Source organism: Kitasatospora dryopteridis, assembly GCF_050749075.1.
In the GTDB taxonomy this organism is placed as follows: domain Bacteria; phylum Actinomycetota; class Actinomycetes; order Streptomycetales; family Streptomycetaceae; genus Kitasatospora.
The window spans coordinates 2,634,533-2,649,628 of record NZ_CP192749.1; the positions used below are offsets into that span (position 1 = coordinate 2,634,533).

General features: G+C 75.7%; 10 protein-coding genes and 1 tRNA gene. 2 read left to right on the forward strand and 9 right to left on the reverse strand.

Going from position 1 to position 15,096, the window contains the following annotated elements:
* Positions 1-51 precede the first annotated feature (51 nt).
* The 4 genes from ACQ614_RS11985 to ACQ614_RS12000 all read right to left on the reverse strand — a co-directional run bounded on the left by ACQ614_RS11985 (position 52) and on the right by ACQ614_RS12000 (position 5,739).
* On the reverse strand, positions 52-2,139 hold the full coding sequence (locus ACQ614_RS11985) for a ComEC/Rec2 family competence protein (protein WP_431678495.1): 2,088 nt from the start codon (positions 2,137-2,139) through the stop codon (positions 52-54).
* A gap of 642 nt (positions 2,140-2,781) precedes the next feature.
* Complete coding sequence (locus ACQ614_RS11990) at positions 2,782-3,801, reverse strand: helix-hairpin-helix domain-containing protein (protein WP_431678496.1); 1,020 nt, start codon at positions 3,799-3,801, stop codon at positions 2,782-2,784.
* Positions 3,802-3,953: 152 nt separating this feature from the next.
* Positions 3,954-4,799, reverse strand: a complete 846-nt coding sequence (locus ACQ614_RS11995) for a DegV family protein (RefSeq protein WP_431678498.1) — start codon at positions 4,797-4,799, stop codon at positions 3,954-3,956.
* Between the two features lie 166 nt (positions 4,800-4,965).
* A complete protein-coding gene (locus ACQ614_RS12000) occupies positions 4,966-5,739 on the reverse strand; it encodes a hypothetical protein (RefSeq protein ID WP_431678499.1) in 774 nt (257 codons plus the stop codon).
* Positions 5,740-6,021: 282 nt separating this feature from the next.
* Between ACQ614_RS12000 and ACQ614_RS12005 the strand changes: the two genes are divergently transcribed.
* Positions 6,022-7,026: a helix-turn-helix transcriptional regulator gene (locus ACQ614_RS12005; protein ID WP_431678500.1), complete on the forward strand. Its 1,005-nt coding sequence runs from the start codon at positions 6,022-6,024 to the stop codon at positions 7,024-7,026.
* A 62-nt stretch (positions 7,027-7,088) separates the two neighbouring features.
* On the opposite strand, the gene leuS is transcribed toward ACQ614_RS12005, so the two are convergent.
* The 5 genes from leuS to ACQ614_RS12030 form a co-directional block, all read right to left on the reverse strand.
* Positions 7,089-9,974: a leucine--tRNA ligase gene (leuS, locus tag ACQ614_RS12010; protein ID WP_431678502.1), complete on the reverse strand. Its 2,886-nt coding sequence runs from the start codon at positions 9,972-9,974 to the stop codon at positions 7,089-7,091.
* A gap of 262 nt (positions 9,975-10,236) precedes the next feature.
* Entirely contained in the window at positions 10,237-11,544 is a 1,308-nt protein-coding gene (locus ACQ614_RS12015; protein ID WP_363499296.1) for a hypothetical protein, read from the reverse strand.
* Between the two features lie 94 nt (positions 11,545-11,638).
* A tRNA-Ala gene (locus tag ACQ614_RS12020) sits at positions 11,639-11,711 on the reverse strand.
* Positions 11,712-11,814: 103 nt separating this feature from the next.
* Positions 11,815-13,506, reverse strand: coding sequence for an insulinase family protein (locus tag ACQ614_RS12025; RefSeq protein WP_431678503.1), 1,692 nt, complete (start codon positions 13,504-13,506; stop codon positions 11,815-11,817).
* 3 nt (positions 13,507-13,509) lie between these two features.
* A complete protein-coding gene (locus ACQ614_RS12030) occupies positions 13,510-14,442 on the reverse strand; it encodes a hypothetical protein (protein WP_431678504.1) in 933 nt (310 codons plus the stop codon).
* A 189-nt stretch (positions 14,443-14,631) separates the two neighbouring features.
* Between ACQ614_RS12030 and ACQ614_RS12035 the strand changes: the two genes are divergently transcribed.
* Positions 14,632-15,072 (forward strand): hypothetical protein, encoded by a 441-nt coding sequence (locus ACQ614_RS12035; protein WP_431678505.1) that lies wholly within the window; start codon positions 14,632-14,634, stop codon positions 15,070-15,072.
* The last annotated feature ends 24 nt before the right edge of the window (positions 15,073-15,096 follow it).

Here is a 15,096-nt window from a genome sequence, read left to right on the forward strand (position 1 = left end):
GCCGCGGGTGGCACGGCGCCGGCGGTCCGGACCGGTCGTGGCCATGGTGCGTCAGCTCCGGTGGGGGTGGGGGCGGGTGGCCACGCCCAGGTCGCGATGGCCGCCGAGGACGGCGACGTCCCCGGCCCTGTCGGTGCGGAGCACGGTGGCGCCGAGGGCGGTCAGCCGGTCCACCGTCCGCGGGGCCGGGTGGCCGTACGGGTTGTCGGGGCCGCAGGAGATCAGCGCGAGCCGGGGGCGGAGCGCGCCGGTGAGGTCCCAGTCCTGGTTGGCGGAGCCGTGGTGGGCCACCTTCAGGACGTCGACCGGGCCGGGCGGGCCGTCCCGGAGCAGTGCCGCCTGGGCGGGTGGTTCCAGGTCTCCGAGCAGGGCGAGCCGCAGCCGGTCCCCGGGCGGGCCGACGGTGGCCAGCAGGGCGATGCTGGCGTTGTTGGCGCCGGGCGTCTCCGGGCCGAGGGCGTCGCCGGGCCAGAGCACCTCCCAGGCGAGGTCGGGCCCCGCGGTGCGGTGCTCGCCGCGCCAGGCCCGGACGACCGGAACGCCGGCGGCCGCCGCCCACCGCAGGACGCGGACCTGCTCACCCGGCGGCGACCCGAGCAGCGTCACCTGGATCGCGGCGACACTCCGCCCGCGCAGGACTCCGGGCAGCCCCTCGACATGGTCGGCGTGGAAGTGACTGAGGATCAGGATCGGAATCCTGGTGATGCCCAGCGCGCCCAGGCAGGCGTCGGCCGCGGCCGGATCGGGACCGGTGTCCACGACCACGGCGGCGTCGGCGGAGACCGGGAGGACCGCCATGTCGCCCTGGCCGACGTCGCACAGGGCCAGCCGCCAGCCGGGCGGCGGCCAGCCGGTGGCGATCCGGGTGATGCCGGGCGGCCGCAGCAGCACGGCGGCGAGGACGAGGACGACCACCGCCGCAAGGGCCGCCCTGGCCCGGCGCGGTGCGGCCCGGCCGGCCGCCAGCAGCGGAGGCAGGGCCCAGCACAGGGCCACCGTGGTTGCCGCCAGCAGAACGGCACCGCCCGCCCCGCCGGGCCAGTCGAGCAGGGCACCGGGCAGGGCCGCACCGTGCCGGGCCACCGCCGCCAGCCAGCCGGTCGGCACGGCCGCCAGGTCGGCCGACAGGCGCGCTGCGCCGGGGGCCAGGGGCGCCGTCAGCAGTGCAGCGAAGCCGAGCAGGGTGGCCGGGGCGACGGCCGCCTCGGCGAGCAGGTTGCAGGGGACGGCGACCAGGCTGATCCGAGGGGCGAACAGGATCGTCACCGGTGCGCAGCACGCCTGGGCGGCCGCGGTGGCGGCGACGGCGGCGGCCAGCGGCGACGGCCAGCCCCGGCTGCGCAGCGCATCGGCCCAGCGCGGGGCGAGGGTGAGCAGCCCCGCGGTGGCGAGGGTGGACAGCAGGAAGCCGTACGAGCGCGCCAGGTAGGGGTCGAGGAGGACGAGGACCAGGACGGCGCCGGAGAGCGCGGGGACGCCCTGGCGGGGGCGGCCGGTGGCGAGGGCCAGCAGGCCGAGCAGGCCGGTGGCGGCGGCCCTCAGCACGCTGGGCTCGGGGCGGCAGACGGTGACGAAGACCAGGGTGAGCCCGGTGCCGGCGAGTGCGGTCGTCCGGACGGACAGGCCCAGCAGGCCAGCCAGGCCGCCGCGGCCGCCCTCGCCCGGCCGGCGCGGTGCGCCGAGCAGCACGGCCAGCAGGACGGCCAGGTTGGCGCCGCTGACCGCGGTCAGGTGGCCGAGGTCGGTGGCGCGGAACGCCTCCCGGAGGTCGTCGGGGAGCCGCGAGGTGTCGCCGACGACCAGGCCCGGGAGGAGGCCGCGGCTGTCGGCGGGCAGGTGGTCGGCGGTGGCCCGCAGCCCTGCACGCAGGTGGGCCGCGATCCGCTGCGAACCGTCGGGCCCGGCCAGCACCCGCGGCGGGCCGTGGGCGGTGAGCCGGGCGGCGGCGTCGTGGTCGCGGTCGCCGGGGGCGGCGGGCCGGACCTCGGCGGCGACCCTGGTGGAGGGCACGAGTCCGCGCCAGGCGGCGATGGACTGCGCCCGGACGACGACGGTGACCGGGGTGTGGACCGCAACGGCGGGCCGGTCGGGATCGGCCGGGAAGCGGACGCGGTCCACGACGGCGTCGAAGGTCAGCACGGCCTGGCCGGGGCACGGTGCCGTGCACCCGGCCGGTGCGGGCGATCGGGTCGCCGGAGACGGTGAGTTCGACGGACAGCTCCACGGGGGCGGGGGCGGGGGCGGGGGCGGGGGCGGGCACCGCACCGGGCGCGGTCGGGGCGGTCGATCCGGTCGGCGGGCCCGGCGAGACGGCCGGCCCCGGTGTGCCCGGCCACGACGCGGACGGCGCCCGTGCCGGATGTGCGGGTCGGACGAGTTCCGGGATGGGGCCGCGGTGGAGGTCGGCCGTGTGCAGGACGGTGGTGAGTGCGGCCGCCGCTGCGGTGAGCAGGACGGCGGCTGCCAGCGGGGCGACGCGGTGGCCGTCGGGCCGCCGCCGGAGCAGCGCCAGGGCTGCTCCGGCGGTGAGCACCGCTGCGACGGCGAGGAGGGGATGGTGTCCGGGTGGAACGGCGAGGACGGCGGAGGTGACCGCCCAGGCCGTGAACGCGGGCACCAGCAGCCTCAGGTCGGCGGCCCGCCCGGCGGGGCCGGGCCGCTCGGCGGTGCCGTGCGGACCGTCCCGCGGGGTGCGGGCCCGGTCGGGCGGATCGCCCGGCGGGGCGAGGGTCGCTGCGATGGCTGCACCTCCCTTCTGCGATGGGTCAAAAGCGGCTGCTGTCAGAGCGTCAGCAGCCCCTTGATCTCGCCGAACTTGCGCTCCCCGATGCCGGGGACCTGCCGGAGCTGGTCGATCGAGCGGAAGGGGCCGTGCTGCTGGCGGTACAGCAGGATGCGCTGGGCGAGCGTCGGGCCCACCCCGGGCAGGGTGTCGAGCTGCTCGGCGGTCGCCCGGTTGAGGCTGATCGGGGCGCTCTGCGTGCTGCCGGGGGCCGCTTGTCCGGCTGGTGCGCCGACGAGGATCTGCTCGCCGTCGCTCAGCACCCTGGCCAGGTTGAGGGCGTCGGTGTCGGTGCCGGGGAGTGCGCCGCCGGCGGCCTGCAGGGCGTCGGCGACCCGGGAGCCGGTCGGCAGGGTGCGCAGGCCCGGGTGCTGCACCTTGCCCGCGACGTCCACCACCACCGTGGGCGCGGGTGCCCCCGGTGGCCCCGGCATGCCCGAGCCGCCCGGTGCGGCGGACACCGGGTCGCCGGCGACGGCGGAGGCGCTGCCGCTGACGGTGGGCACCGCCACCGGCTCGGGACGGCTCAGCCAGAAGTGCTGGACGGCGTACCCGACGGCGAGCAGCAGCAGTGCGGCCAGCCCGAGTGCGGCCCTGCGGTCGAGCACCAGTCCGGCCGGCAGGGAGAGCCCGAACCGCCGGGCCGCGGCGGAGCGCGGAGCGTCCGGGGGAACGCCACCGGGGTCGGCTGCGGCGAACGCCGCCGGGGCCTGCGGCGGTACGGCAGGCTGCGGGGCCGGCGGCTGCGGGCCGTCCCGTACGGCGCGGCGGCGGGGCGATCGGCCACTGCCCGACGGCCTGTCAGGGGCGGTTCCTCCGGGGCCGGCCGGCGGCGCGGTGCCCGCGGGGTCGGGCCCGGTCGGCCCGCCCGGCCCGGCCTGCGCGCGGCCGCCGGTCGGGGCCCTGCTGCTGCGGGGAGGCCCGCCGCGCAGGGCGGTGGTGAACAGGGCGGCCAGCCGCCGCCGTACGGTCTCGGTGGTCTCTCGGCGCCGTGCGGCGCCCCGGGTGGTGGTCCTCATGCGAGGAAGGTACGAACCGCGCCGCTCCCCGCCCACCGACCTCCGTCACCCTGTGGAAAACCCCGGGGTGTGGACAACTCGCCTACCCCGCGCGGGTGAACCCACCGAAGATCGGGAACTCGACGGGACTCACCAAGAACGAGCACCGGCCGTCAGCGCGGCGAGACCACGACCGCCAGCAGCCCCGGTCCGACGTGCGCGCCGATGACGGCGCCGACCTCGCCCACGTAGAGGTTCCGCAGCCCGGGCACGCGCTCGCGCAGCCGCTCGGCGAGCGGTTCGGCGCGGTCCTCGGCGGCGAGGTGGTGCACGGCGATGTCGACCTCGTCGTCGCCGGCGCACTCCACCGCGATCTCCTCCAGCCGGGCGATCGCGCGGGAGGCGGTGCGCACCTTCTCCAGCGGTTCGATCCGGCCGCCGGAGAGGTGGAGCAGCGGCTTGACCGCGAGGGCGGAGCCGAGCAGGGCCCGGGCGGCTCCGATCCGGCCGCCGCGGCGCAGGTGCTCCAGGGTGTCGACGTAGAAGAAGCCGCGGGTCAGCGCGGATCGCCGGGCGGCTTCGGCGGCTGCCTCGGCGGGGCCGAGGCCGGCCTCGGCGGCCTGGGCCGCCGTCAGCACGCAGTGGCCGAGTGCCATGCCGACGAGGCGGCTGTCGACGACCTCGACCGGGATCTCCGCCTGGGCGGCGGCCAGTTTGGCGGCGTCGTAGGTGCCGGAGAGCTCCGAGGAGATGTGGACGGAGACGATGCCGGTGGCGCCGGCCTCTGCGGCGGCGCGGTAGGCGGCGGCGAAGGTCTCCGGGTTGGGCCTGGAGGTGGTGACCCTGCGCTTGGCGCGCAGGGCCTCGGCGACGTCCTTGGGCGAGATCTCGACACCCTCGGTGAGGACCTCGTCGCCCACGACGACGGAGAGCGGGACCACCTCGATCCGATGGCGGTCGACGGCGTCCTGGGGCAGGTAGGCCGTGGAATCGGTGACGAGGGCGAGGTGGCCGGGCATGTGCCGGAGGTTACTCCGGGACCGCCGCAGATGACAGCGTCGACGGCCCCGTTCCCGCTCCGGGCGCCCGGCGGGCGGACCGCCACCGGGTCGTCCGCCGGCGCACGGGCCGCGCTACAGGCCGGCGGCCCGAGGTGCCGGCGGCGCGGTGCGCGCGACAGGACGCCTACGCCCCACCGGTGTTCGCCCCGCCGGTGTTCGGCTTCCGCAGCCGGTCGGCGAGCCGGTTGAGCGGTTCGCCGAGGCCGAGCACGTCCTCGGCCCGCAGCCGGTTGCCGCCGGTGAGGCCCTTCGGCTGCTCGTCGGGACGGGCGGCGCGGGCCGCCCGGCCGGTGTCCGCGCCGCCGCCGGTGCCCGAGGTGGCGTCCTGGCCGTCCTCGCCGCCGACGCGGTCCCAGTGGCGCAGTGCACCGGCCTCGTTCTCGCACTCGCGGCCGAGCCGGGCGAGGTCGTCGTCGGCGAAGCGGCGCATCCGGTCCTGCGCGGCCCATCGCATGGTCTCGGCGGAGTGGGTGATCCGGCCGGCGCGCTCGCGCAGTTCGGGCAGCTTGGCGGCGAGCCGGGTGCTGTCGGGTTCGCGTTCCAGGATGCGCATCTCGCGGTCGAGTTCGGCGGCGTGCGCGTCGAGGCGGGCGAGCAGCTGGAGCGACTCGGCGAGCTGGCCGTCCTCGGCGAGCCCGGCCTCGAGCACCTGGCGGGTCGCGTCGAGGGAGGTGCGCAGCGACAGCCGGACGGCGGCGAGCTGCCCCTGGGAGCCGGGCTTGGTGAAGGTCTTGGCACGCAGGGCGGCGTTCTCCACCGTGCGGCGCGCATGGGCCTCGTGCTTCTCGACCTTGGCCGCGACGGCCTTGGCGGCCTTGACCGTGCCGACGACGGCCATCACCCCCGCCACCACCAGGAACAGCATCACCAGGGCGATCACCACACCGATCGCGTCCATCCCAACCCCACCTTCCGCAGGTGCCCACCGGCCCCGCTCGCCGGACGCGGCCCGCGCGGCCGCCCTGGAATCTCCACGGTAGCCGCCCGGGGCGCCTCTCCGGGGGCCGAGGCCGGTGCTTCGGCAGAGATCAGGCAGAGATCAGGGAGAGGTCAGGGGCCGCTCAGGGGTGCCCCCGGGAGCCGGCCCCTCGCGCCCGCGGCCCGGGAGGCCGTTGCCGTCGGGCTCCGCGGGACGGCACCGAGGACAGCAGTTGTCCTCGTCCGCTGCCAGACTGGCCGCATGCTGGAGACCTCCGCCCGCCTGCTGCGTCTGCTGTCCCTGCTCCAGGTCCGCCGCGACTGGCCGGGCGCGGATCTCGCCGGCCGGCTCGGCGTGGACGTCCGCACGGTGCGCCGTGACGTCGACAAGCTGCGCAGCCTGGGCTACCCGGTGGAGTCCACGCCTGGTACGGCCGGCGGCTACCGGCTCGGTGCGGGGGCGGAGATGCCGCCGCTGCTGCTGGACGACGACGAGGCCGTCGCGGTGGCGGTCGGGCTGCGGACGGCCGCGGGCGGCACCGTCTCCGGCATCGAGGAGTCGTCGGTGCGGGCGCTGGCGAAACTGCTCCAGGTGATGCCGTCCCGGCTGCGGCACCGGGTGGACGCGCTGGCCTCCGCGACCGTGGCGATGCCGGGGTACGGGCCGGTGGTGGATGCACAACTGCTGGCGGCCGTCGCCGGCGCGTGCCGGGCGCACGAGCGGCTGCGCTTCGACTACCGGGCGCACGACGGCACGGCGAGCCGCCGGGACGCCGAACCGCACCGGCTGGTGCACAGCGGCACCCGCTGGTACCTGGTGGCCTGGGACACCGCCCGGGCGGACTGGCGGAACTTCCGGGTGGACCGGATAGCGCTGCGCCCGCCGCACGGCCCGCGCTTCACACCCAGGCAGCCCCCGGAGCAGGACGTGGGCCGATGGGCGTCCTGGGAGGTCGCGGTCGGCCAGTACCGCTACCAGGCCCGTTGCACGGTCCGGGCGCCGGCCCACGAGGTCGTCACGAGGACCACGCCGACCTCGGCGGTGGTCGAGCCGATCGACGAGCTGACCTGCACCCTGCGCGCGGGCTCCAACTCGTTGGACGGGCTGGCGCTCCACCTGGCGCTGCTGGGGTACCGGTTCACCGTCCACGAGCCGCCGGAGCTGGTCGAGCACCTGGCCGCGCTCGCCGACCGGCTGCACGGCGCAGCGCCCACCACCGACGGCACAGCGCCCACCACCGGCGGGCCGCACACCGTGGACCGGTGAGAACGCCCGGGCCGGGCGCCCCGTGTGGGGAGCGCCCGGCCCGGGGCTGCGGTTCGGCGGTGTCAGCCGGTGACGATGTTCACCAGCTTCGGCGCCCGCGCGATGACCTTGCGCACCTGGGCGTCGCCCAGCGCGGCCACGACGGCCGGGTCGGCCAGCGCCAGGGTCTCCAGCTCGGCGTCGGAGATGGTCGGCGCGACCTCCAGGCGGGCCTTGACCTTGCCCTTGATCTGGACGACGCAGGTGACCGTCTCGTCCACCACGTAGGCCGGGTCGGCGACCGGGTAGTCGGCGAAGGCCAGCGACTCGCGGTGGCCCAGGCGCTGCCACAGCTCCTCGGCGATGTGCGGGGCCAGCGGGGCGACCATCAGGACGATCTGCTCGGCCACCGGGCGCGGCGTGGAGCCCCGCTTGACCAGGAAGTTGTTCAGCTCGATCGCCTTGGCGACGGCCGTGTTGAAGCGCAGGCCGGCCATGTCGCCGCGGATGCCGTCGATCGCCTTGTGCAGGGCGCGCAGGGTGGCCTCGTCCGGCTCCTCGTCCGTGACGACCAGCTCGCCGGTGGCCTCGGAGACGATGTTGCGCCACAGGCGCTGCAGGAAGCGGTACGAGCCGACGACGGCGCGGGTGTCCCACGGGCGGGAGACGTCCAGGGGGCCCATCGACATCTCGTACAGGCGCAGGGTGTCGGCGCCGTACTCGTCGGCGATCTCGTCGGGGGCGACGGCGTTCTTCAGGGACTTGCCCATCTTGCCGGCCTCGCGCTTGACCGCCTCGCCCTGCCAGAAGTACCCGCCGTCGCGGGCCTCGACCTCGGCGGCGGGCACCGGGAAGCCCCGCTCGTCGCGGTAGACGTCGGCGGTGATCATGCCCTGGTTGAACAGCTTGTGGAAGGGCTCGACCGAGGAGACGTGGCCCAGGTCGAACAGCACCTTGTGCCAGAAGCGCGCGTACAGCAGGTGCAGCACGGCGTGCTCGGCACCGCCGACGTACAGGTCGACGCCGCCGGCCGGCTTCTCGGCCGTCGGGCCCATCCAGTACGCCTCGTTGGCCGGGTCGACGACCTTGTCGGCGTCGGCCGGGTCGATGTAGCGCAGCTCGTACCAGCAGGAGCCCGCCCAGTTGGGCATGGTGTTGGTCTCGCGGCGGTACTTCTTCGGGCCGTCGCCCAGGTCCAGCTCGACCTCGACCCAGGCCTCGTTGCGGGACAGCGGGGTCTTCGGGGTGGAGGCGGAGTCGTCCGGGTCGTAGGTGTGCGGCGAGTAGTCGTCGACCTCGGGGACCTCGACCGGCAGCATCGACTCGGGCAGCGCGTGCATGGCGCCGTCCTCGTCGTAGACGATCGGGAAGGGCTCGCCCCAGTACCGCTGGCGGCTGAACAGCCAGTCGCGCAGGCGGTAGTTGACGGTGCCCTCGCCGATGCCGCGGCCGGTCAGCCACCGGGTGACGGCGGCCTTGGCGTCGACGACGCTCAGGCCGTCCAGCGACAGGTCGTCGTGGGCGGAGTTCACGATGACGGAGTCGTAGGTGTCGAAGGCGTCGTCCCAGGCGTGCGGGTCCTCGCCGCGGCCGTCGGTGGGCTCGACGACGCAGCGCATCGGCAGACCGAAGGCGCGGGCGAAGGCGAAGTCGCGGTGGTCGTGCGCGGGGACGGCCATGATGGCGCCGGTGCCGTAGCCCATCAGCACGTAGTCGGCGATGAAGACCGGGACCTGCTCGCCGCTGACCGGGTTGGTGGCGTACGCGCCGGTGAAGACGCCGGTCTTGATCTTGGCGTCGACCTGGCGCTCGACGTCGGTCTTGGCGGCGGCCTCGGCGCGGTAGGCCGCGACGGCCTCCGCGGGGGTGGCGGCGCCGCCCGTCCAGTCGGCGCGCAGGCCCTCGGGCCAGGCGGCCGGGACGATCGTGTCGACCAGGCCGTGCTCGGGGGCCAGCACCATGTAGGTGGCGCCGAACAGGGTGTCGGGGCGGGTGGTGAAGACGGTGATCGCCTCGCCGCCGGGCACGGCGAAGTCGACCCGGGCACCCTCGGAGCGGCCGATCCAGTTGCGCTGCTGCAGCTTGATGGCCTCGGGCCAGTCCAGCAGGTCCAGGTCGGAGATCAGGCGGTCGGAGTAGGCGGTGATCCGCATCATCCACTGGCGCAGCTTCGACTTGAACACCGGGAAGTTGCCGCGCTCGGAGCGGCCGTCCGCGGTGACCTCCTCGTTGGCCAGCACGGTGCCCAGGCCCGGGCACCAGTTGACCGGCACCTCCTTGGCGTAGGCCAGCCGGTACTCGCCCAGCACCTCGTCCCGCTCGACGGCGGACAGCGCGGACCAGGCGCGGCCGCCCGGCACCTCGCGCTCGCCGGACTCGAACTGCGCGATCAGCTCGGCGATCGGGCGGGCCGTGCCGGCCGCCTCGTCGTACCAGGAGTTGAAGATCTGCAGGAAGATCCACTGCGTCCAGCGGTAGTAGTCCGGGTCGATCGTGGCGACGGAGCGCCGCGAGTCGTGGCCCAGGCCCAGCCGGCGCAGCTGGCGGCGCATGTTGGCGATGTTGTCCTCGGTGGACACCCGCGGGTGGGTGCCGGTCTGCACGGCGTACTGCTCGGCGGGCAGGCCGAAGGCGTCGTAGCCCAGGGTGTGCAGCACGTTGTGGCCGGTCATCCGCTGGTAGCGGGCGTACACGTCGGTGGCGATGTACCCCAGCGGGTGGCCGACGTGCAGGCCGGCGCCGGAGGGGTACGGGAACATGTCCATGATGAAGCTGTGGGGCTTGGCGGAGACGTCGCCGACCGCGCCGTCGGCCAGCGGGCCGACCGGGTTGGGGGCGTTGAACGTCCCCTCCTTCTCCCACAGGTCCTGCCAGCGGGACTCGATCTCGGCCGCCAGCGCGGCACCGTAGCGGAAGGGCTCGGAAGCGGCCTCGGCCGCGCCGGAAGCAGGGGTCGTCGTCTCGCTCATGGTCCTTCGGGCTCCGTCGTCTTCAGTCGGCGAACCAGCGGCACACACTCGGAACAGCACGTACTCGGAAAGCAAAAAACCCCTCGCAGGAGGGGTCGCCACGCCGACTCCGGCCTCGGGCCGGTCCTGGTCAGCGCGGCCGGCTAAGGAGCAGGCGCACGGTTCGCATGGGGTCAGGGTACCGCAACGGCCCGTACACCCCGCCGCCGATTCCGCCCGGGGCGGCACACGGGCGCCGGTACGGGTGCCGCCGGCCGGCCGTTCAGCCCGCGACGGGGGCGGCCTGCTCGCGCAGCGCCGCGTCGAAATCGCGCAGGGCCCTGGCGACCCGGGCGGACTGCATGCCGGCGGCCAGCAGGCGCGCCTCGTCGGCGATCCGGGCGGCCTCCTCCCGCTCGCCGGTGCGGCGGTACGCCTCGGCGAGCCGCACCATCAGCAGGGCCCTGGCCCGGGCGCGGTCGGCGGGCAGCGCGGTGACCGCGTCGCCGAGCATCCGCTGGGCGCGCTCGTAGTCGCCGAGGAAGAGGTGCGCCTCCCCCACCATGCCGGCCAGGTCGGCGCGCTCGTGGGCATGGCCGTCCTCGCCGTCGAGCACCCGGAAGGCGCGCTCGGCGACCGCCTCGGCGCTGATCTGCTCGCCCTTGCGGCCGTGCGCGCGGGCGATCCGGCCGAGCTGCAGGGCCCGCTCACGGGGGGTCAGCACCTCGTCGGCGGCGCGCAGTGCGGTGGACAGCATCGCCACCGCGTCCAGCCCGCGGCCGCCGGAGTTGTACGTGGCCTGCACGGCCAGGCAGCCGACCACGCCGACGCCCAGCCGCGGGTCGCCGGAGACGTGGGCGGCCCGGAGTGCGGCGACGAAGGCCCGCTGGGCGGCGGCGTCGTTGCCCATGTCGTAGCTGGCCCAGCCGACCAGCCGGGCGAGGCGGCCGGCCGCCCCGTACAGTTCGCGGCCGAGTTTCTCGTCGTACGCGCCGAGTTCCAGCAGTTTGCCGACCATGGCGAGTTCGGCCTTGGCGAGGTCGAGGATCAGGCCGCCGCCGTAGGCGCGCTCCAGGCGCCGTTTGCTGTCGTAGCTCAGCCGCAGGTCGGCGAGCTGCTCGGGGGCGATGCGCAGGGCGCCGGCGCCGCCGGTGACCTCGGGCGGCGGCGAGGCCCAGTGCCGGGCGGCCTGTTCGAGTTCGTCGCCGCGGAAGAGGTCGGTCAGCCGGACGGGGGCGGCGTCGGTGCCGGCCTCACGGAGCGCGGTCTGCGCGGTGTCGGCCGTCCACGGGTCGGTGAGCAGCCGCGGCGAGAGGATCTTGGCGCCGCGGCCGCTGCCCATGCGGCCCCACAGCTGCTCGTAGGTGACGGCGATGCCGACGGCGCGGCCGAGCACCTCGCAGACGGTCTGGTCGTGCGGGGCGCGCGGCACCATGCCGCGGTCGCGCCACTTGTAGGGGGCGGTGGCGCTGATCGCCAGGCCGGCCGGGAGGACTGCGCTGACCTCGCGGGCGAGCCGTTCGGGGCTCCACCCGAGCTGGTGGAGTATCCGGGCGAGCTCTTCGTTCCGTTTGCGCACCAGGTCGGCCATGCCTCGACCGTAGCGGGCCGGGCGGGCCTGCGGGTGAAGACCCTACAACGGTGAAGGGCCGTCTCCCCGACGGGAGACGGCCCTTCACTTCCTGTGGAGCTATGGGGAATTGAACCCCAGACCTCTTGCATGCCATGCAAGCGCTCTACCAACTGAGCTATAGCCCCTTGCTGCGGCCCCCGGCGGTCTCCCCCGGCGACACGCACCACTTTACACGGTCGCCGGGGTGCTCCCCTAATCCGTTTCCGGGGCCCCGCCCGGCGGCGGGATTCAGCGGGCGCGCGGCCTGCTGCGCCGCCACACGCTGCGCAGCAGCAGGGCGGCGATGCCGGCGGCGACGACCAGCACGCCCCAGTAGACCGGGTCGCTGCGGGACTCGTCGTCCGCGCCGAGCGCGCCGCCGAGCGCGAACAGCAGGAACACGCCGGCCACGAGCGTGAGGACCATGTTGACGGCGAGCTGCAGCGGGGAGGAGCGGCGGGCGGGCGCCGCGGCCCCGGGTCGCGGGGCGCCGGCCTGCGAGGGGCGGGCCTGGGCCGCGCGGGGCGGCATCCGGACGTACGCCTGCGGCGGCACCGCGGCGTCGATCGTCGCGAGGGTGTGCGCGTCGACGGCGTGGCAGCCGGGCTCGACCTCGACGCTGATGCCGTCCGTGCCGATGAGCCGCCGTCCGCCGTCCGGCCAGGCCAGGAAGGCGGCGCAGGCGTCGTACCGGACGGTGGCGGCCTCGCCCTCGCGGACGAGGCTGACGCCGGCCCGGCCGACCAGCAGGTCGGGCCCGCCCGCCTCGCGGGAGCGGTGGCGGGTGCCGTCGACCGCTTCGGCCGAGTGGAGCGGCGCCGCCGCATAGCCGGCCCAGTCCGCGCGGTGCCCGGCCGGCACCCGCAACAGGCCGCCGGCCAGCGCCTGCTGAGCCACCGTCCGGACGTCGTCGGGGGTGACGGCCGCGAGCTCGGCGCGGATCTCCTCGCGGCTGCGGACCGGCAGGCCGGTGAGCAGGTCGGCGGCGCAGCCCGGCAGGCGGGCCGGGTCCGCGTCGGGTTCGGCGTGGACGGCGTCGGCGCGGCGCCGCAGGGCGTCCAGGGTGGCGGGGTCGACCCCGGCCACGGCCAGTCTGGCCAGCACGTCGACGAAGCCGCCGAGCGCGGCGTCCTGCTGCTCGGGCAGGGCGTCGGCGAGGGCGGTGACGGTGAGCACGCCGTCGCCGCGGTGCGCGTGGTCGGCGCCGGCCGTGTAGGAGAGGCCGCCGTCCTGCCGGAGGTCCTGGAACAACTCGCGGTCCAGGCAGGCGGTGTAGAGGTCGGCGGCGGCGGTCCTGGGCAGCACCGTCTCGAACAGCACCTGTCCCCGTCCGGCGGCGAAGTACGCCGGGGCCTCGGGCAGGGCGGAGGTGGGCTGCGGCGCGGGCATCCGCCGGCCGGGGCGCAGCGGCAGCCGCAGGCCCTCCGGCACCCGCTCGCCGGCGATCCAGAGTGCGGCGTTGTCCCGGGTGAACCAGGTGTCCGCCCAGTGCTGGACGGTCTGCGGGTCGAGGCCGGGCACGCCCCACTCGGGGTAGCTGACCAGGCCGTGGCCCTGGGCGCCGTACCGCCACAGGCCGGTGGCCTCGGCGGCGTTGGTGCCGCGGCCGGCCTCCTCGGTGCGCAGGATCGCCTTCTCGGTCTCCAGGCGGTCCATCGGCAGGGCGGTCAGCGACTCGCACACGCATCGCAGGAAGGCGCGGATCTCCTGGTCGTCGCCCTCGAGGAGGAAGTGCGTGTGCAGCTGCCCGGTGGCGCCGTTGAAACGGTGCACCTGGACGCCGCTGCGGTGCAGGGCGAGGTGCTCGACGAGGTGGGTGATGCCGGTGCGGGCGAGGCTCTCGTCCGCACGGCCGACCCGGAAGACCAGGCCGGCGGCGCTGCGGCCGGGCCGCGGGGCGTGCAGGGCGGGCACGCCGTCGACCTCGAAGTGGTGGATCACGGCTCAGCCTCTCAGTGCACGATCGCGGTGGTCCCTGAAGGACCGTTCCGGGGTGTTGTCGAACCACTCCCACGGGTCGGTGCTGCCGTACGGGCCCATGGCGTGGAAGTGCGCGCGGGCGGCGTCCCGGTCGCCTCCCAGGGAGGCGAGCAGGGCGAAGTGGCTGTGGGCGGCGATCCGTCCGAAGCGGGCCCGGCAGTGGGGGTGCAGGACGGAGCCGTGGGCGGCCTCGGCGAGTTCCTGGCGGACGTCCGCGCGGGCGGCGTACGCGGCCCGGCCGGCCCGGTCGAGGGTGGTCAGCCGCTCGGAGTGGTAGAGGGCGAGCATGGCGCCGTTGATGCTGCCGGGCGGCGCGGCGCGGAAGCTGTCGCGGGCGAAGGCGTGGGCCTCCTCCCAGCTGCCGCCCCACTTGGGCAGCAGCTGCTGCAGCAGGCTGCGCTGGCCCGCGTAGTGGTGGGGTGCCGCGGCGGTGAGCGCGCGGTACCGGCGGCGGGTCTCGTTGATGCCGAGGGAGATGCCGCGGGAGACGGTCATCCGCAGCGTCCAGGCGAGCACGTCGGAGCGGTCGCGGGCGACGGCGCCGATCAGCAGCTGCTCGGCCTCGTTGAGCCGGGCGCGGAACTCCCGCCAGCCCTCCGGGGTGACGTCCTTCGCCTGCCGGCTGGTGCGGGCCTGCCAGCCCACGTGGATCAGGCGGTCGGCCAGCAGGGCGGTCGCGAGCGGCTCCCCCGGGTGGTGGGCGAGCACCTGGCGCAGCAGGTGCTCGACGCCGGGCACACCGACGGCCTCGTCGGCGAGCACGAGCTGCCCGTACTCCTCCTGGCAGGCGGCGAAGGCTGCGCGGAGGGCGGGCCAGTCGCCGCGCTCCACGGCGTGCCGGACGGTGCCGAGCTCGGGCAACGCGGCGGCCGGGTCGAAGACCGGTTCGGTGCTCATGAGCGGCGATCGTAGGGTGCGTACGGAGGGTCACCGGGCGCCACAGGCGGGCGGAATCACCACGGAAGGGGGCAAGTCGCCGCGGGCTTGACGAAGAATTTACGGAATGATCCGCTCCGGTTGCGGTGGAGCGCTTCTAGGCTCCCGCCGATGACCGGCCATCAGGCCGGTCGCACACCGAGGAGCACCATGAACAACCGCCGCCGGGAGCAACTGCTCAAGGCCGCCGCCCCGCTGCTGATCGCCGACGAGCACGTCGAGTTCGCCACCCTGACCAAGGTGGGCTCCGTGTCCGCGGCCCGCCGACTGGCCACGACCGCCGTCGTCGGCGTGCTGACGGCCGGCACGGTGACCGCGATCGCCTCCCCCCGCCCCGCGTACCTGGCCCTGACCGACCGGCGGCTGCTCTTCTTCGACGTCGACCAGCTCAGCGGCAGGCCCGCCAAGCTGCTCATGGCGATCGACCGGGGGGCGGTGACCGCCTCCCCGGCCGCCAAGGCGGCGTTCGGTCTGCTGCTCACCTCCCAGCTGTCGATCGCGGGCGAGGAGCGGGGCCTGAAGCTGACCTTCGCCACCGCCTTCCGGGCGGACGGCCGGGAGCTGCTGGGCCGCCTGCCGGTCACCGCCTGACCGTCCCGCCGGGCGGGGCCGGGC